Source organism: Peptoniphilus faecalis, from assembly GCF_012976305.1.
GTDB classification, from domain to species: Bacteria; Bacillota; Clostridia; order Tissierellales; family Peptoniphilaceae; genus Peptoniphilus_A; species Peptoniphilus_A faecalis.
In genome coordinates this window covers 1-20,204 of record NZ_JABDSR010000017.1, presented here as the reverse complement: position 1 = coordinate 20,204, position 20,204 = coordinate 1, and the positions used below count along the sequence as shown (strand labels likewise).

At 34.1% G+C, this 20,204-nt stretch carries 14 protein-coding genes; all 14 read right to left on the bottom strand.

The features are described 5' to 3' along the window. Positions 1-23 precede the first annotated feature (23 nt). The gene (locus HKO22_RS09525; protein ID WP_169970281.1) at positions 24-1,718 is read right to left on the bottom strand and encodes a DUF2207 domain-containing protein; all 1,695 of its coding nucleotides are present in this window, start codon (positions 1,716-1,718) and stop codon (positions 24-26) included. A 132-nt stretch (positions 1,719-1,850) separates the two neighbouring features. Beyond that, positions 1,851-3,194 (bottom strand): methylaspartate mutase accessory protein GlmL, encoded by a 1,344-nt coding sequence (gene glmL / locus HKO22_RS09520; protein WP_169970279.1) that lies wholly within the window; start codon positions 3,192-3,194, stop codon positions 1,851-1,853. After that, complete coding sequence (locus HKO22_RS09515; RefSeq protein WP_075659456.1) at positions 3,191-3,817, bottom strand: cyclodeaminase/cyclohydrolase family protein; 627 nt, start codon at positions 3,815-3,817, stop codon at positions 3,191-3,193. The genes glmL and HKO22_RS09515 overlap by 4 nt, the downstream gene beginning before the upstream one ends. 8 nt (positions 3,818-3,825) lie before the next feature. Next, a complete protein-coding gene (locus HKO22_RS09510; protein ID WP_169970277.1) occupies positions 3,826-5,505 on the bottom strand; it encodes a formate--tetrahydrofolate ligase in 1,680 nt (559 codons plus the stop codon). Between the two features lie 8 nt (positions 5,506-5,513). Beyond that, positions 5,514-6,407: a glutamate formimidoyltransferase gene (gene ftcD, locus HKO22_RS09505; RefSeq protein ID WP_169970275.1), complete on the bottom strand. Its 894-nt coding sequence runs from the start codon at positions 6,405-6,407 to the stop codon at positions 5,514-5,516. 69 nt (positions 6,408-6,476) lie between these two features. Continuing rightward, positions 6,477-8,015, bottom strand: coding sequence for a histidine ammonia-lyase (gene hutH / locus HKO22_RS09500; protein WP_075659459.1), 1,539 nt, complete (start codon positions 8,013-8,015; stop codon positions 6,477-6,479). Between the two features lie 461 nt (positions 8,016-8,476). Next, positions 8,477-9,199 (bottom strand): amino acid ABC transporter ATP-binding protein, encoded by a 723-nt coding sequence (locus HKO22_RS09495; RefSeq protein ID WP_075659460.1) that lies wholly within the window; start codon positions 9,197-9,199, stop codon positions 8,477-8,479. Further along, on the bottom strand, positions 9,192-9,869 hold the full coding sequence (locus tag HKO22_RS09490) for an amino acid ABC transporter permease (RefSeq protein WP_075659461.1): 678 nt from the start codon (positions 9,867-9,869) through the stop codon (positions 9,192-9,194). The genes HKO22_RS09495 and HKO22_RS09490 overlap by 8 nt, the downstream gene beginning before the upstream one ends. A 59-nt stretch (positions 9,870-9,928) precedes the next feature. Further along, a complete protein-coding gene (locus HKO22_RS09485; RefSeq protein WP_075659462.1) occupies positions 9,929-10,786 on the bottom strand; it encodes a transporter substrate-binding domain-containing protein in 858 nt (285 codons plus the stop codon). Between the two features lie 105 nt (positions 10,787-10,891). After that, positions 10,892-11,701: a L,D-transpeptidase gene (locus HKO22_RS09480; protein WP_169970273.1), complete on the bottom strand. Its 810-nt coding sequence runs from the start codon at positions 11,699-11,701 to the stop codon at positions 10,892-10,894. Position 11,702: 1 nt separating this feature from the next. Beyond that, on the bottom strand, positions 11,703-14,519 hold the full coding sequence (uvrA, locus tag HKO22_RS09475) for an excinuclease ABC subunit UvrA (RefSeq protein WP_169970271.1): 2,817 nt from the start codon (positions 14,517-14,519) through the stop codon (positions 11,703-11,705). A gap of 12 nt (positions 14,520-14,531) precedes the next feature. Next, positions 14,532-16,523: an excinuclease ABC subunit UvrB gene (gene uvrB / locus HKO22_RS09470; protein WP_075659465.1), complete on the bottom strand. Its 1,992-nt coding sequence runs from the start codon at positions 16,521-16,523 to the stop codon at positions 14,532-14,534. Between the two features lie 11 nt (positions 16,524-16,534). Then, on the bottom strand, positions 16,535-18,136 hold the full coding sequence (locus tag HKO22_RS09465; RefSeq protein WP_075659466.1) for a gamma-glutamyltransferase family protein: 1,602 nt from the start codon (positions 18,134-18,136) through the stop codon (positions 16,535-16,537). A gap of 218 nt (positions 18,137-18,354) precedes the next feature. After that, a complete protein-coding gene (locus tag HKO22_RS09460; RefSeq protein WP_169970269.1) occupies positions 18,355-19,734 on the bottom strand; it encodes a Na+/H+ antiporter family protein in 1,380 nt (459 codons plus the stop codon). Positions 19,735-20,204: the final 470 nt, after the last annotated feature.

Genomic DNA, 20,204 nt, shown 5'->3' with positions numbered 1-20,204 from the left:
ACAGAAAAGAGTTTAATTTTCTTTTAGCGACCGCCTCCGCCGCCTCCGCCGAAGGATCCACCGCCTCCTCCAACAGAAGTTGCGCCACCAAAACCTGCACTATTAAAGCCAGTTGCAGCTTGGTAAGAATTATTGATGTCCTTTGAAAACTTCCTTGAAGTCATTATGTGAGTGTTGTAGAGGGCATAATTATTAATATATGCCGGGTAGGCTGATGCTCCCCTTACAAATTCTTCATCTAGGAAAAATATTGATGAGTATATTAAAAAGTCCTGCCACTTTTCAAATTCAACTTCATCTGTAACTTGGTCTTTATAATCTTTCAAATAATTTTTGAATTTTATGAGATTTTCCCAAAGGTCTTTCCCCTTTTCAGTGACTCTAAGTTCTGTTCCAGTTTTCTTAGAGAATAAAAATCTCTTTTCGTATTTGTAATTCTCTAAATATCCTCCAGCCTTTAGGGCTTCAATAGACTTATCTTCAAATTCATCGTAATAATTTTCCATGTCTTCCTTGTTTGCCTTTACATATTTTTTGAAGTCCTTGGCTGTCATGTAGTCCTTGCCATTATCTTCATTGGCTCCAGCAATCATATCAAAAAGTTCTTCTTCAAGAGGACCCATATCCTTTGGTCTAGAAATAATTTTTATTTTATTTTTAGAAAAAATTTCATCATCTTCAATAAATTCTATAGCTCCATGGAGACTCCACTTTAAGATAAAGGCGTTTATATAATTTCCCACTAAGTCACTTATCACCAAAGAGGATTGACTAATGAAAAATGCTAAATCTTCAAGGGGACCATGGTAGGGCAAGTCCTTGTAATATTCTCCCTTTAAATCCTTTATACTTGCAAGTTCTTTTTTATTTTCAATTTTCTTCTTGCTAAAGCCAAGAGCAATCAAACGCCCTACAAAATAAATCACGCCAAGTACAGCTAAGCCAACTATGACAAGACTTGTCTTTGCCACATTTGACATTGGCTTTTGGTAAGCTTCCCCTTCTCTATCTTCCCATTCAGTACCTTTTGCTGCCTGGTTGGCATAGTCCTGAAAGTCCTTGTCGATCTTATAGGTCGTGTTAAAGTATCCCTTTGGGAATTTTAGCATAACCGTTGCATAGTCAACATAGCCTGATGAAGTCATGAGGATTTCTCCATCAACATTGTGGATTTCTCCTTCCATGCCAAATCCCCACATTTTAACATCCTTAAAGGGTTCAAAGCCTTTAATTTTTATTTTCACGCTTTTAGGTTTCGGATCAAAATTTTCTCCCATGAATTTAAAAAACAACATGTCGCTGTCATTAAGTCCCACTACAAGAGGATTTATCTTGTAGTACAAGTTATAAGTGTTGTCACTAAATTCACTGATGCCCCAAGTTAGTTCAACCTCATCATCTCCATCGATCCTTCCATAGTGGTATGCCTTGTCCTCAAAACTTGCATCAATATTCCAGGGCATAATCTCTGTAAAATCTCTTCCAAGAGCATTAACAGAAAAATCTTCAATTTTAATTCCTTGCAAATTGTTTATGGCTTTATATCTCTCTGTGTAATCTTCATTGTCTTCGTCAATTTTCCAAACTTCCTTAACTTCTCCTATGCCCTTTTTATCTATACTTACATCAAGGTTCATTTCTTTAAAATCTTCTGCAAATACAAAAGCTGGCATGAAGAAAAGCAAAAGTGTTAAGGCAAAAATTTTTCTAAATTTCATAAAAACCTCCCAATTTTTTATACCCAAAATAATTATTTCAGTAAAAAATAAATTTTTCAAGAAGATTTTATTCTTTCAAAAATTTTTTATTGCAAGAAAAAGAAGTTCCATAATGGCAACTTCTTTTTTATTTTATATTTCTTCTAAATATTTATTTAATAATTTGTAGGAAGCTTCTTCGTCTACGGTACTAATTAGTCCAGCTGATGATAAAATATATCTCTTATCTAAATAATACTTTATTTTTCTATTTATTAGATATTCATCGTCTAAATCCTCTATTGCTGAGAGAATTTTTTTCGGCTCATTAGAATTAATAAGCGATCCACCAGTTCCGATAAACATTTCAGCTGGTCTTAAATCCTTTCCGTATTGTTCATAAATAGTTCTAGTAGGAGTTTTAACTTTTTTTATGCGGCCAATATGTCTCATAAGTGAAGTGTGAGTAGCAATATAACATAGGACATTGTCAAAGAATAAATCTTCGTCATTATCTGGAATATAGCTTGTGTGATTAAAGCGATACTCCGTCTTTTCCTTTGCATCCTTTATCCCAAAGGCAAGGAAAGGTTCTTCGCCAACTGATTCATAAAGAGCAGTTGCAGAATACCTCATGCCCATGTCGCCTTCTACAGTTCTCTTTTCAAAGGGTTCTTCAATTGGAGGTGAGATTACATTTTCTTCTCCATAATATGTTTTGCCAATTGAATGAATGTCTGTCGTTGCCCCTCCAATATCCACAGATAAAATAACTTTATCCAAATATTTTGCGTAGACTGACATCGCCTTTTGAACTGCAACTGGAGTTGGCAAAAGTATTTCAAAATTTTTGCTTAGTAAATCAATTCCCTTAGCGTGAGCAATTGTCTTTATAAAAAGATCGCCTATTGTCTTTCTAAGAGGTCTATAATTTATTGTATTTGTAGTTGGCATTACATTTTCTGTGAATTTACAAGGAACATTTCCCCTTTGGAAGATGTCCCTTATTTCTTCATGAGCGTCAATATTACCTGCCACTACAACTGGCGTTTTAATACATCCCTTTGCAAGTTTTTTTGCATTAAAAATGATATTGTCACTATTTCCGTGATCAGTGCCTCCACATAAAACTATTATGTCCGCACCAGAATTTTTGATCTCATCTACATACTCGTCTGTGAGTTCATAAGAATATACTTTTAAAATTCTAGCGCCACTTGATAGTGATGCAAGCCTTGCAGCATCAGTAGTAAGATTTTTTGAAAACCCTATTGCCACAACTTTTAGTCCTCCAGATGCTGAAGAGCAACCTAGTATTTTATCATATTTTACTTCAGTAACTTCACTTAATTTTTTAAAGGCATTGTTAAAGCCTTCTCTGACATCAGTTTCTACAGTAGTGTAGCTCGATGCACTCCCGAGAATTTCATTTTTATCAGTATCCACTAAATTAAGCTTAGTATAAGTTGATCCAACATCGACTAAAAGATATTTCATATCAATTTTTCATCTACCACTTTCATTATTTCATTGTGATTTTTTTCTACAACTTTTCTTGTAGCAGCCATTTTTTCTTCTAATTCATGTCTGTAATCTTGGTCTTTAAGTGAGTTTAAGTTGATGATTACATTTAAGAAAGCTCCGTGAACTGCAGCTTCAATATTTAATAAAGCCACTGCAACGTCTGTGATTGCATTTGAATTTCCCTTTTCAGCTAATTCTCTTGCATAGTCATAAAGTTCTGTAACTTTAACTCCAAGTCCTAGAGGTACATCAATTGCATTTCTGTAACCTTCTTGAATTTTTTCAGATCTAGCTTTCTTTTCTTCTTCAGTTTCCTTAGGAAGTTTCATGGCATCCATAACTCCGTTAAAAGAGTTGGCATCTTTATCAATACCACTTACAAATTCGTCTTTATACTTTAATAATTCAGCTTGAATTTCTTCCATTCTATCGGAAACATCTATATATTTTTTCTTTCCAATAGTTAAGCTTGCAACCATTGCAAGAAGTGAAGCCGCCATTGATGCATTAAGTGCAGCAATGGATCCACCTCCTGGTGCTGGTGAATTTGATGCAGTTTCATCTGCAAATTCTACTATAGTTAAATCTTTAAGCATTTTTCCTCCTAGAATAATCCAGTGATAACTCCGTCATTATCTATATCCATCTTGTTTGCTGCTGGAATCTTTGGAAGTCCAGGCATTACCATGATGTTAGAAGTTTGAACAACTATAAATCCTGCTCCTGCGGAAACTCTTACATCTTGTATTTCGATGTCAAAGTCAGTAGGTGCTCCCATTATGTCTTTATCATCAGTAAATGAGAATTGTGTCTTAGCAACACATATAGGAAGTTTATCAAGTCCAAGCTCTTCAAGCTTTTTAACTTGCTTTTTAGCAGCTGTAGTAAATTTAGCTTGTCTACCTCTATAAATTTCTCTAACAATTGTATTTACTTTGTTAACTATGCTGTCATTTTCATCATAAATAGGTTTGAAATCAGCTTTTTCTTCGTCGATTAATTCAACGACTTGTTTAGCTAAATCTTCTGCACCTTCTCCACCCTTTGCGAAACATTCACAAAGTGAAATTCTAACGCCAAGTTCTTTACAAAGTTCTTCTAATTTTGCTATTTCAGCTTCAGTGTCATCAGCAAATCTGTTTATTGCAACGATAGCTGGTACACCAAATTTTTTGACATTTTCAACATGACGTCTTAAATTAGCAAATCCCTTTTCAAGAGCTTCAACATTTTCAGTCTTTAGTTCCTTTTTGTCTACTCCACCATGCATCTTAAGAGCTTTTATTGTAGCCACTATAACTACAGCATCTGGAGAAAGACCAGACATTCTGCATTTAATGTCCATGAATTTTTCTGCACCAAGGTCAGCACCGAAACCTGCTTCTGTAACAGCATAATCACTAGTATTAAGTGCAAGTTTTGTTGCTAATATTGAGTTGCATCCATGAGCAATGTTTGCAAAAGGTCCACCATGAATAAATGCTGGTGTGTTTTCAAGAGTTTGAACTAGGTTTGGTTTTAATGCATCTTTAAGAAGCATTGCAACTGCTCCTTGGATTTCAAGATCTGCAACTGTAATAGGATTTCCATCTAGATTGTATCCAATGATCATTCTAGCCAATCTATTTTTTAAGTCTTCAATATTTTCAGAAAGACAAAGAACAGCCATAATTTCAGATGCAACTGTTATCATGAAGTGATCTTCTCTAGGGAAGCCATCAGCTTTCTTACCAAGAGAAATAACTACATTTCTAAGAGCTCTGTCGTTCATATCTATAACTCTCTTCCAAGTAATTTGTCTTGCATCAATTCTTAAAGCATTTCCTTGGTGGATGTGATTGTCAATACAAGCGGAAATAAGGTTATTTGCAGCTGTCATTGCGTGAAGATCTCCAGTAAAGTGTAGATTGATATCTTCCATTGGAACTACTTGTGAATATCCGCCGCCTGCTGCTCCACCTTTAACTCCAAATACTGGTCCAAGAGATGGTTCACGAAGTGCTACTGCAGATTTTTTTCCAATTCTATTAAGACCTTGCGTAAGTCCAATGGAAACTGTTGATTTACCTTCTCCAGCTGGTGTTGGACTGATTGCAGAAACTAGAATTAGTTTTCCATATTCGTTTTCTTTGTCAATTTTTTTGATAGCTTCCCAAGAAATTTTTGCTTTATATTTTCCATATTGTTCTAGATCGTCTTTTTCTAGACCGATTTTAGCAGCAACTTCTTCAATAGGAAGCATTGTCGCTTCATCAGCTATTTGTATGTCTGTTTTAAATGCCATATATTTAATTACTCCTCAATTAATAATGTTTCAAGAACTTGTTCTTGTTTAAATCCTTCAATTTGCATATAGTAAGCTGCTGAATCAACTAGAGCTTGTAGTGGAAGAAGACCGATAAGCTCAGTGTTAACAACAGTTACACCGTATCTCTTAGCTTCTGATTTTACCATTTCAAGAGCTTGATAAATTGCAGTTTTTTCAAAATTTACAAGGTTCATTGATACTTGAGTTTGACCCTTTTCTTCAAGTTCAAGTCCAATAGCCTTAACAAATCTGAGTCCTCCACCAATGTGACGAACAGTTTTTGCGATTTTATCAGCAATAGCTAAATCGCTAGTGTTTAAATTAACATTGAATGCAATTAAGTGGAATCTTGCTGCAACAGCAGTAGCTCCTGATTTAACATTCATTTCTTGAGGACCAAAGTCAGGTTTCCATTCTTCTTCCTTAATTTTCTCGAAGAATCCTTCGTATTGTCCTTTTCTAACTTTTGCTAGATTTTTTCTTTCTGGAGTGGAAGCCGCATCTTCATATAGATAAACAGGAATTCCCATATCGCCAATTGCTTTGCCAACTCTTTTAGCATATTCAACACATTCTTCAGTAGTACATTCAGTTACAGGAACGAAAGGCACAACGTCAACAGCTCCCATTCTTGGATGAGCTCCCTTGTGTTTTGACATATCAATAATTTCAGTAGCAACTTTTACAGATTCAATAACTGCATCGATAACTGCTTCTGGTTCACCAATTACTTCAACAACTAGTCTGTTGTGGTCAGCATCTGGTTGATAATCGATTAATTTAATATTTTCTTTTGCTCTAAAGCATTCAGTGATTTGTTCAACTTTCTTAAGGTCTCTGCCTTCAGAATAGTTTGGAATACACATTACTCTTTTCAACTGATTTCCTCCTATTGGTTATATAAACTTTTTTCTTACCGTTATATTATATATTATATTTTTTAATTATTAAAGTTCTACTACTTTTTCTACTTCTTCAAGAAGTTTTCCAGAGTTAACTAATTCTTGAGCTTTTTCAAGTTCTTCGTAAATTTCAATCTTAGAATCTTCTTCTATAAATTCAACTTTATTTCTAATTACATCGTGAGCAACTTTTGTACCCTTGCCAAGTTCAAATTTGTTTTCTTCCATTTCCATTCTGAAGTCAAGAGCTTGAGCAGCTATCATAAGTTCAGTAGTTAAAATCCTTGCAGTGTTTTTAACAACTTCTCTTGCCTTTCTTGAACCCCAATTACCCATAGAAACAAAGTCTTCTTGATTTTCACAAGATGTTATAGAGTCAACACTTGCTGGGTGAGATAGTGTTTTGTTTTCAGATGCTAAAGCAGCTGCAGCATATTGAGTAATCATAAATCCTGAGTTAAGTCCTGGGTGTTTAACTAAAAATGAAGGCATTCCAGAAAGTGTAGTATTAACCATTCTTTCAATTCTTCTTTCAGAAATATTGCCAAGCTCAGAAACTGCAATTGCTAAAAAGTCAAAAGGTTGAGCCATTAGTTCTCCATGGAAATTACCTCCAGAAATTACTTTTCCATCATGAGTGATAATTGGGTTGTCAGTTGCAGAATTAAGTTCGATTTCAACTTTTTCTTTAACATATTCAAGAGTATCCTTAGAAGCTCCGTGAACTTGTGGCATACATCTAAATGTATAGGCATCTTGAACTCTAAGCTCAGCAGTGTGAGTTACATAAGTTGAGCCTTCAAGAATATTTCTTAAATTTTCAGCAGTTTTAAGTGAACCTGCATGTGGTCTAATTGTATGAAGTTCTTCCCAGAATGCATCAATAATTCCCCTTGAAGATTCACAAGACATAGCTCCTGCAATGTCAGCGATTTTAGAAAGTTGAAGTGCATCGTAAAGTGCAAGTGCTCCAGTTGCAGTAAGAACTGTAGTACCGTTGATTAATGCAAGACCTTCTTTTGCTGCAAGTGCAATTGGTTCAAGACCTGCTCTTTGCATAGCTTCTTTACCTGGAAGAAGTTCGCCTTCATAATAAGCTTTGCCAAGTCCAAGCATTGGTAGAACCATATGTGCAAGTGGAGCTAAGTCTCCTGATGCTCCAAGAGATCCTTTTTCAGGAATAAATGGAACAACATTTCTATTTAACATTTCAAGAAGTAATTCAACAGTAGAAAGTCTAATACCTGAAACTCCCTTTAACAATGAATTAATTCTAATAAGCATAACTGCTCTTACTTCGTCTTCAGGAAGTGGATTGCCAAATCCAGAAGCGTGAGTTCTAATAATATTTTCTTGAAGCTGAGCGGAATCTTCTTTAGAGATACTTACTCTTGAAAGAGAACCAAATCCTGTGTTTATTCCATATACTACTCTTTCTTCTTCTACAATTTCTTCAACGTATTTTCTTGATTTTTCTACATCAGCAATTGCTTTTTCGTCAATTTCAGCCTTTACATGATTTCTAGTTACGGCTACCAATTGTTCTAGGTCTAGATCATTACCTGTTAATACTACTTTGTTCATAATTGTACTTCCTTTCCTTTAATTGATTACATTTTACTTACTAATTCAAAAGAAAATATAAGATGAAAAATTATGTCATCCTTTGAAAAGCAGCTCCTATAAAAAATTTCCTCCCATAAGCAAATCTCATTTGTTTGCAAATGTTTTCTATCATGATTTTATTCCAAATATAAATCATTGTCAATAATTTTACCAAATTTTAAACTCTTTCATTTAAAAAAATACAATGTTTTATCTCTTTTTTTTAGTAATATGCTCCTCTGATTTCTAGCTTGAAACAATACTCAATCAATATTTATAATGAATATTTATATTTTAAAAAATAATTTAAAAAAAACTAAAATATTTTAGTAAATATTTTAGTTTGATTTATTTTAATCTATATATTGATTATTTTAATTTTAGCAAAATTATTGCAATAAAAAATGACCTAGCCTCCTAAGTCATCTTAATTAAAAGTTTTAAAGCACTTTTGCTAAAAAATTTTTAGTTCTTTCATTTTTTGGATTGCCAAAAACTTCTTCTGGGCTTCCTTCTTCAACGATGTATCCATCGTCCATGAATAAAATTCTATCGCCAACTTCTCTCGCAAATCCCATTTCATGAGTTACAACTACCATGGTCATCCCTTTTTTTGCAAGATCTTTCATTATATCGAGGACTTCTCCTACCATTTCTGGATCAAGAGCAGATGTGGGTTCGTCAAAAAGCATTACTTTTGGATTCATAGCAAGTGCCCTTGCAATTGCAATTCTTTGTTTTTGTCCACCAGATAAGGCTTTTGGATAGGAATCTCTTTTATCTGGAAGCCCAACACTTTCTAAAAGTTCCATCGCTTTTTTTTCTGCTTCATCTTTTTCAATTTTCTTGACAAGAGTTGGCGCAAGAGTTATGTTATCAATTATATTTAAGTTGTTAAATAGATTAAAGGATTGGAATACCATTCCCATTTCTTCACGTACTTTATTTATATTGATATTTTTTGAAGTAATTTCTTCATCATCGACAAAAATTTTGCCACCTGTTGGCTCCTCTAAAAGATTTAAACATCTAAGAAAAGTTGATTTGCCCGAACCTGATGGCCCTATTACAACTACTACTTCTCCATCTTCTATAACTTGATTTATTCCCTTTAGAACTTCAAGTTTTCCAAAGGATTTAGTCAAATTTTCTACCTTAATCATTTGCAAGTCTCCTTTCCAAAAGTCCCATTGCCTTAGACAAACTAAAGGTCATTATGAAATAAATGCAAGCTGTAAATATGAAAGGTCTTACAAGATCAAAGGTAGCCGAAGATATGCTTTTGCCTGCGTACATCAATTCTCCAACACCAACTGTGTAGGTTATTGAGGATTCTTTAATAAGAGTTATAAATTCATTTACAAGTGCAGGCAAGATATTTTTTATTGCTTGGGGCATTATTACATTGATCATCGCTTGTTTTTTATTAAGTCCAAGTGACCTTGCAGCTTCCATTTGTCCTGAGTCAACTGAAGATATTCCAGATCTTATAATTTCTGCAACATAGGCTGCTGAGTTTAAGCTTATTGATAATGCACATAAAAACATCGGTGCAGTTAAAAGTGTAAATTGTTCTGGTATTATTTTTTTAAGTCCAAAATAAACTATCATAATTTGCACTAACATTGGTGTACCTCTTACGATTTCTATATAGATGCTCGAAAGTATATTTAATATTTTTATTCTTGATATCTTCATTAGTGCAAGTATTATCCCTATGGTAAAACCTAAGAGAACGCCAATTATCGAAAGTTCAACTGTGGTTACTGCTCCCTTTAAATAGGTTGGAAGATATCTACTTGCGAAGGCAAATTGTTTTGCTATAATTTCCATATTATTCCTTTCTATTTTAAAAATAAAAATTCCCCACAAATGTAGGGAATATTTAATTACTATTTAATAGCTTCTTTGTTAGATAGTTCAATATACTCATCAAACCATTTTTCCATTTGGCCTGAATCTTTTAATCCTTTAACAATTTCATCAACGGCTTTTGTCAAATCGTCATTGCCTTTTTTTATGGCTACTGCAAAACCACTTTCATCTGGAATTCCTAAATTGTCTATAATAACAAGTCCATCTGTTATTGAAGCAAATTGTTTTGCTGGAAGTTCTGATAAGAAAGCTGCATCAATTGATTTGTTTTTAAGTTGTTCGATGATTACATTGTTTAAATCAAATCCCTTGCAGTTATCTCCAAACTTTTCTTCAGCAAATTTTTGTTGAAGTGTACCAAGTTGTGTACCAATAATTTTGCCCTCTAAATCGTCAAAAGTTTTGAATTTATCTTTGTTTTCTTCAGTTACTAGTAAAACTTGCTTTCCCTTTGAATATTCTTCAGAAAAGTCGACTTGTTTCTTTCTTTCTTCATCTGCACCCATTCCTGCAATAACCATGTCGACATCTCCAGCTTTAAGGGATCCAAGAAGTCCTTCAAAAGCCATGTTCTTTACCTCAAGTTCAACTCCTAGTGAATCGGCAATTGCTTGTGCAAGTGCAATGTCCACACCTTGATATTTTTCTGAACCATCTTGGTAAGATGTCCATTCCATTGGCGGAAAATCTGCTGAAGTTCCAAGAACTATTTTTCCCTTTTCTTTAATAGAATCAATTGTAGGTCCAGTAGTTGCCACTTCAACCTTTACTGCTTCCTTTGCTTCTTCCTTTTCTGAATCTTCTTTTTTTCCACAACCGAATAAAAATAAAGCTGCCATTGCTACAATCACAATATTAAAAATTTTCTTTTTCATAAGTCCTCCGATTTCATAAATATATTTAAAACTCTCGCTTTAATTTTAAAAAACATTATAACTCAAAAACTATTCAATTTCAATTGCTTTTATTGCTTTATTTAATTAAAATTCTAAAAGATCCTGTGCTGGAATATTTTCTATAGATTGAGTTGGATTTTCTTCTGCTGGTTTTTTCTCTTCTTTAGGTTTTTGTTTTGCCGGCGGACTTACCTCTTCTTTTTTAATTCTTGAATATTGATAAACTCCCCAACTTTCAAGCTCATCATCTGTTCCTATCCAAACTGGTGCACCTACATACATATTTGGAAACACATAGTTTTCTACATCGTAGTTAAACATTCTTATGCAGCCATTGGAATAATAGCCTCCAATTTGATTAGGTTTAATATTGCCGTGAATTCCATATCCATTTGCTCCAGTAATGTTTAAACCCATCCACCTTTCTCCTAGAGGATTGTTGGGATCATCCGCTTTTGCAGGTTGGTATTTTCCATTCATTCCACCCCACGCTGGGTTTTTGTGCATATTTTGAATTTTACCCTTAGCCGATGGAGTTGGTGTGGCATTTGTCCCCAAGGTTACGGGATATTTTCCAAGGGATTTATCCCCGATATACATAGTAAGAATTCTTCTTGATTTATTTATTGCAATCCATTTACCTTTTGTAGGTGGATTGGTAATCATGTCGTAAGCTTCATAATTTTCAGTATATAAAGCCTCCTTAGTCTTTTCATTAATTGTTCCAGTAATAGGCAAATTCATACTAGCTTGCCATCTTTTTAATTCATCTCTTTTTTCCACGCCACTTTTATTCATAAAATTATTTTGTCTAACAAAGCCCTTTGCAAATACAAAATTTGGCAATAGACTTGCAGCTAAAATAAAAATTCCTATTTTTTTAATTTTATTCAAATTAATCCTCCAATTTATTTTTTAAGAATTTTCCAGTATATGAATTTTTGCATTTTATAATTTCTTCAGGTGTTCCAGTGAATATAACTTCTCCTCCACCTTCACCGCCTTCAGGTCCAAGATCTATAATGTAGTCAGCACATTTAATTACATCTAAATTATGTTCAATTGTAATTACAGTGTTCCCTCTGTCTACAAGTTCCTCTAAAACTTTTATAAGCTTATTTATATCTTCAGAGTGAAGACCTGTCGTTGGCTCATCTAAAATGTAAAGAGTTCTGCCCGTAGCTTTTTTAGAAAGTTCTGTTGCAAGTTTAATTCTTTGTGCCTCTCCACCTGACAAAAGTGTAGAGCTTTGTCCAAGCTTAATATAGGATAATCCAACATCTCTTAGAGTTTCCAATTTTCGCAAAACTCTATCGTAATTTTGAAAATAGTCAATGGCTTCTTCCACAGTCATGTCAAGCACATCATAAATATTTTTGCCCTTGTACTTAACTTCAAGAGTTTCACGATTGTATCTCTTTCCGTTACAAACTTCACAAGGAACATACACATCGGATAAAAAGTGCATTTCAACTTTTAATATTCCATCACCCTTACAAGCTTCACATCTTCCACCCTTTACATTAAAGGAAAATCTTCCCTTTTTGTATCCACGAATCTTTGCTTCGTTAGTGTTTGCAAAAATATCTCTTATTATGTCAAAGGCACCAGTATATGTGGCAGGATTTGATCTCGGAGTTCTACCTATTGGAGATTGGTCTATGTCTACGACTTTGTCAATATTCTCCAATCCCTCGATTCTTTTGTGCTTTCCTGGTTTTATTCTCGATTTATTTATTTTTTGCGCAAGACTTTTATATAAAATTTCATTTATAAGTGAGGATTTACCTGAACCGGAAACTCCAGTTACGCAAATAAATTCACCAAGGGGAAATTCTACATCTATATTTTTTAAATTATTTTCACTTGCACCAATTACCTTTATTGATTTGCCCTTGGACTTTCTTCTCACCTTTGGAACTTCAATTTTCTTTCTCCCACTTAAATAGGCTCCAGTAATTGATTCCTCCACTTTCATAATTTCTTCAGCAGTCCCCTGTGCAACGACTCTTCCACCATTTACTCCTGCAAGTGGTCCAATATCCACTATTTCATCGGCGGCAAACATTGTGTCCTCGTCGTGTTCCACAACTATTAAAGTATTTCCTATATCTGTTAAATTTCTCAGTGATTCCAAAAGTTTTGCATTATCCCTTTGATGAAGTCCAATGCTTGGCTCATCGAGTACATAAATAACTCCCACGAGCTGTGAACCAATTTGTGTTGCTAGTCTAATTCTTTGAGCTTCTCCTCCAGAAAGAGTTCCCGCCATTCGTGAAAGTGATAAATATTCAAGACCAACATTTACCAAAAATTCAAGTCGTGATTTTATTTCCTTCAATAATTCTTCAGCAATGATCCTTTCGTTTTTTGTGAGTTTTAGCTCTTCAAAAAATTCCAATGCCTTGCTAATTGAAAGTTCTGTGAGTTCAAAAATATTTAATCCACCAACTTTTATGGCAAGAGAAGAATCTTTAAGTCTTGTTCCATGGCATTTTGGACAAGGCACTTCTTCCAAAAATTCATCTATTCTATCGAGCATTCTATCTGAGCTTGATTCTGTGTATCTTCTCTTTAAATTTTTTAAAATTCCTTCGAATCCTCCAGAATATTTTTTCTCTCCCGAAAAAAAGGAATTAAAAGAAAAACTTAATTTACCACTATAACCATTAAATATTGCATCTATAAATTCTTCTGGTGCATTTTTTATCGGTTCCTTAGTTGAAAATTTAAACTTTTTTGCAATTCCAGAAATTATTTCATAATAATATGTTCCCTTGGAATTTGAATAACAAGCAATGGCTCCTTCATCTATTGAAAGTTCCTTGTTTGGAATTACTAAATCCCTTGAAACTTCTTTAGAAAATCCTAGTCCCTTACACTCGTCGCAAGCACCAAGTGGCGAGTTAAAGGAAAAGGACCTTGGAGTAACTTCTTCTATTATAATGTTGCAATGAGGACAAGCAAATTTTGTTGAGAAAATTAAATCTTCTCCATCAATTACATTTATTTTTGCAATTCCATCGCTTAAATTCGTTGCAATTTCAAGTGAATCCGCAAGCCTAGACTCAATTTTTTCTTTTATAATTATTCTGTCGACAACAATATCTATGTCGTGGTTTTTGTTTTTATCCATGTCAAATTCTTCAGAAATATCATGCATTTCTCCATCGACAATTACTCTTAAAAAGCCTTCTTTTTTTATCTTTTCAAAAACTTTTTTATGTTGTCCCTTTCTATGTCTTACAACTGGTGAAAGAATTTGAATTTTAGTTCTTTCATCTAATTTCATAATTTCGTCTACCATTTGGTCAATTGTGTAGGAAGAAATTTCCCTGCCACATTTAGGGCAATAGGCATGTCCTACTCTTGCGTAGAGCAATCTTAGATAATCGTAAATTTCTGTAACTGTCCCTACTGTTGACCTTGGGTTTTTTGATGTCGTCTTTTGGTCAATGGAAATTGACGGACTCATTCCTTCAATATAATCCACTTCTGGTTTATCCATTTGTCCCAAAAATTGTCTCGCATAGGAAGACAGTGACTCAACATATCTCCTTTGACCTTCGGCATAAATTGTGTCAAAGGCAAGGGACGACTTTCCCGAGCCAGAAAGTCCAGTGAAAACTACAAATTTATTTCTCGGGATCTTTAAGTCAACATTTTTTAAATTATTGACTCTCGCTCCCTTTACTATTATTTCATCTTTCAATATAACACCTCATTAAAGAAGGGCAGTCTTTTTCTTTTCTTTTAAATCCTTTATCTTATCCCTAATTTCAGCAGCTTTTTCAAAGTCTAATTCCTCTGCCGCCCTATACATTTCAGGCTTTAAAGCATTGATCATTTCATCAATTTCATCTCTTGTAAATTCATTTTCTTGATCTTCAATACTTTTAAAGTCCACTACATCTTCTGCTGCAATAGTTGTATTTATTACTTCACGCACACTTTTTACTATTGTCTTTGGAGTAATGTTATGCTCCTTATTGTACTCCTCTTGGATTTTTCTTCTTCTAAAAGTTTCATCTATTGTTATCCTCATTGATTGAGTAATATTATCGGCATACATTATAACTTTTCCACCGGCATTTCTTGCAGCACGACCTGTGGTTTGAATAAGAGAAGTTACAGAGCGAAGAAAGCCTTCCTTGTCTGCATCAAGTATGCAAACTCTTGAAACTTCTGGTAGATCAAGTCCTTCTCTAAGAAGGTTAATTCCAACAAGGACATCCACCTTTCCAAGCCTTAAATCTCTTATAATTTTCATCCTCTCCAAAGTATCAATATCGGAGTGCATGTAGGTTACATTATACCCAATTTCTTTTAAATGTCTCGATAAATCTTCGGACATTCTCTTAGTTAGAGTTGTAATTAAAACTCTTTCCTCTCTCTCGATAGCTCCATTTATTTCATTTATTATGTCGTCAATTTGATTTTTTATCGGTCTAACTTCGATTAATGGATCGAGAAGTCCAGTAGGCCTAATGATTTGTTCTACTTGTTGTTCAGTGTGTTCAAGTTCATAAGGTCCAGGAGTTGCAGAAACATAGACACATTGATGCATCATTTCTTCAAATTCCTCAAACCTTAGAGGCCTATTGTCAAGAGCAGAGGGAAGCCTAAACCCATATTCTACAAGAGTTTGTTTACGAGATCTATCTCCGTTAAACATCCCTCTAATTTGTGGAATGGTTTGATGAGATTCATCTATTATAGTCAAAAAATCCTTTGGAAAATAGTCTATTAGCGTGTAAGGCCTTGAACCTGGAGCTCTGCCAGAAAGATGTCTAGAATAATTTTCTATTCCAGAGCAAAAGCCCATCTCAGAAAGCATCTCCAAGTCATATCTAGTCCTTTGTTCAAGTCTTTGAGCTTCCAAAAGTTTTTCTTGATCCTTTAAAACCCTTAATCTTTCTTCAAGCTCCTCTTCTATTGTTACAATTGCCCTCTTTACCTTCTCTTCTGAAGTAGCAAAGTGAGATGCTGGCGTGATATAGGCGTGATTTAAGTATGCAATCACTTGACCTGTTAAGGCATTTACTTCCGTAATTCTATCTATTTCATCGCCAAAAAATTCGATGCGAAGGGAGTTTTCAGATGAAGCTGCTGGGAAAATTTCTAAAATATCTCCTCGAACTCTAAAAGTTCCACGTTTAAATTCATAATCATTTCTCACATATTGAATGTCAACGAGTTTACTCATTACATCATTTCTATCCTTTATCATTCCCGGTCTAAGTGAAATGGCAAGTTTTTCGTAATCAATTGGATCTCCCAAACCATAGATACAGGAAACTGATGCTACAATAATTACATCCTTTCTCTCGAAAAGTGCCATAGTTGCAGAGTGACGAAGTTTATCTATCTCATCATTTATAGAAGAATCCTTCTCTATAAAAGTATCTGTTCCCGGCACATAGGCCTCTGGTTGATAATAATCATAGTAGGATACGAAAAATTCCACTGCATTCTCCGGAAAAAATTCCTTTAATTCAGAACAAAGTTGGTAGGCAAGAGTTTTGTTATGTGCAATTACAAGAGTTGGCTTTTGCACTTTTTCAATCACATTTGCCATGGTAAAAGTCTTGCCAGATCCAGTAACCCCCAAAAGATTTTGATGCTTGTATCCCTTTTTTATACCTTCCACTAATTTATCTATCGCCTGAGGCTGATCTCCCGTAGGCTTATAATCTGAATGAATTTTAAATTTCACTTAACCACCTTCTAAAAAGCAAAAATATTGGAGTCTGTCCTCTTTTCTGTTCCACCAATATATACATCATCCTTTTTCAAAATAATTTGTCCACGACCCATGTCTTTAAAATCACTTACTATATTTACATCATGTCCAAGTTTCTTTAGACCATCAATTATATCACTATCAAAGTCGCATTCAACATCTATTTTTTTATCATTAATCCACATAATTCTCGGTGCATCAAGTGCAGCTTGTGGATTTAAGTTAAAATCAATCATATTCATAAGGACTTGAACATGAGCTTGTGGCTGCATAAAAGCTCCCATTATTCCAAAAGCTCCAAGAGCCTTTCCATCCCTTGTCAAAAATCCCGGTATAATCGTGTGATAAGGAAGCTTTCCTCCTTCAAGGGAGTTCGCAAGCCCCTCTTCAAAATAAAAGTTTTCAATGCGATTATTTAGTGCAATGCCAGTTTTTGGCACAACTATCCCTGAACCAAAATCAGAATAATTTGACTGAATCATGGATACCATGTTTCCAAATTTATCCGCAGTTGCAAAATAAACTGTATCCGATGATTTTATGGCATAGGACTTTGGCAGAATTGCAAAATCTTCTATATCCTTTCGCCTTTTTTCTGCATATTCATCTGATAAAAGCTCCTCTATTTTTATCTTCATAAAGTCCTTATCTGCCACAAAAGTTTTTGCATCAGTTAAAGATAGCTTTATTGCCTCAATGACTTTATGAATAGTTGACACATCGCTTCTATCTTTTATTTCCATTTTACTTAAAATATTTAGTGCCATTAAAACAGAAATTCCATGACCATTTGGAGGTATCTCCCATACATCTATACCCTTGTAATTTGTAGAAATTGGATCTACATATTTAGGCTCAAAATTTTTTAAGTCTTCTGCATTTAAAAAACCTCCAAGTCTTTCTACTTCCTGCGAAATTTTTTCTGCAATACTTCCCTTGTAAAAGGAATCTCCCCTTGTGTCGCAAATTTCTCTCAAAGTTTCTGCCATGTCAGGACACTTAAATACTTCTCCCGCCTTTGGTGCTCTTTTATCTATTGTAAAAGTTCTAAAAAATTCATCAAACTCATCTCTAGCTATTTTTTTATATTTTTCTACACTTTCTTCCCAAAGCTTGGCAATTTGTGGAGTAACTGCAAATCCTTCTTCAGCGTAAGAAATTGCAGGCTCAAAAATTTTTTCAATTGGCATTGTTGCAAAATCTCTATAAAGTTTCATTGCACCTCCAATTAGTCCTGGCGTGTTAATTACATTTACGCCACAACTTGGCATTTTAAGATGTCCTTTGTTTTTCAATGCTTTAATTGAAATACTCTTTGGACTTCTACCACTTGCATTCATTGCATAAAGTTTGCCCTCAAAATAAATAATTGCAAACATATCTGAACCAAGACCATTGCCTGTTGGTTCAACGACTGGTAGAGTCATAGAAATTGCCAAGGCGGCGTCAATTGCATTTCCGCCATTAAGTAAAATTTTTGCACCAGCACTTGTGGCATAGGGAGATGATGTAGCCACCATTCCATTTTTCCCAAAAATTACTCTTCTAGTTGAAGGATGTGGATAATCATTATAATCAAATTTCATTTTTTACCTCATTTATTTTATACAAAAGAAAATTTACAACTTTCTATTATAAATATTTAACTAAAGATAATTCTATAATTAAACATAAAATAATTCAACTTTTACATCTTTACAAAAGCACCAATAATTTTTAATAAAAAAAGGCATAGATGCTTTGATCCATACCTTTAATCTTTGAGATTTAGTTAAAAGGAAAATTTTTCCCTTAAAAATTAATTTTATGATAGTACTACTGCGCCAATAACTCCTCCAATAACTAGGAATACGTCAAAGGCTATAAATGTTGGCACGCAAGTGTCCCAAATGTGATCGTGTTGACCGTCTGCATTAAGTCCTGAAGTAGGTCCCATAGTTGAGTCTGAAGCTGGTGAACCTGCATCTCCAAGAGCTGCTGCTATACCTATTAATAAGATGATAGCTGACTTACTAAATCCTAATTGTTGTGCCAATGGAACGTAAATTGCTGCAACTACAGGAATAGTTCCAAAGGAAGTACCAATACCCATAGTAATTACAAGACCAATTGCTAAAAGAACTATCGCTGAAACTACAAGGGATGCACCTTCCATTAGTACAGCTGTATCGTTTACTAAGTGAACTACTGCACCTGATGTATTAAGAACATTTGCATATCCACCTGCAATTAACATTACAAAAGCAATGAACGCCATTAAATCAAGTCCGCCATTAACCATTTCGTCAATCTCTTTCCATTTAATAGAACGAGTGATTAGTAAAAAGATAATTCCAACTAAAGCTGAGAATGGCAAATTAGTAGTTATAATTTGTACAATAAGCATTGCAAGAGCAGCTACAAGAGCACCCCAAGCTTGTGGTGTCATGTGAACTTCTGCATCTAGTGGAACAACGCCAGGAATTTCTACATCCTTATATTCTCTGTCCTTTCCATAGAGAGCAAATACAACAAAAATTAAACCAACTAACATTGAAAGTCCGCCGATCCACATTACCTTTTGTGTTTCTGCTACAGTTGTAGGCATGCCTGCATCTGTCATATTTGACGCAATGATTTTGTGGAATATAAGTCCAAAACCTGCTGGAATAGAAATATAAGGTGCCTTTAATCCAAAGCAAAGAGCTGATGCAACAGCACGTCTATCAATCTTTAACTTATTCATAAGTCCTAGAAGTGGTGGAATTAGAATAGGTATAAAAGAAATGTGCACTGGTAAAAGGTTTTGAGAAAAAATAGATATAAATGCTATCAAGAAAATTAAATAAAATTTGTTTTTTCCTACAATTTTAGAAACTTTTTGAGCAAGTATAGTTATAAGCCCTGATTTCCCAATTGCATAAGCAAACATACCTATCAGTATATAGGCAAGTGCCGTTTCTGCCATTGAACCCATGCCGCCGATGATAGTACTTATAATACCTTCACCTTCAGTGCCAAAACCTGGTAGACCGCCTAAAATATTTGCTTGCCAAGTTCCTTGTTCAAAAACCCATATTGGCATTCCTGCAGTAAGACCTGCCACAATACCTGCAACAAGTAAAGAAAGTAGTACATTTAATTTAAACATACATAGTACTACAAGTAGTAATACGGATACTACTACGGGGTTAAATAATAACATATTATTCCTCCTTATTGAAAATGTTTTCTTTATTTTCTCATATTAATTTATTTTTGTCAATGCGTTGATTTAATTTTATAAAAAATATTCTATAGTACCGTATATATTAGGTATTTGTTTACTACGATAATTTGTTATCTAGTATTCTATTTCTAACATTCTTTATGCTTATAGATAGCTTTTAAATTACTCCTTTTTATAAATGAATATATTTCTACAAGGATTTTAATATTCATAATTATTAATAGTACATTTCCTTGAGGCTTGATTTATAAAGCTTCACTAATTTTATTAAGTTCCTTTAAAATATTTAAGGGAGTTTAAAATTTTCGACAAAAAAAAGGGTTCTATAATAAATAGTGTTGGTGAGAAATCATCAGCACTATTTTTGTATGGAAATGTATAAAAAATAGACATAGAAATCACATTCCTATAAAATATAGTTGCAACCAAATACCAAGGAGTGATTC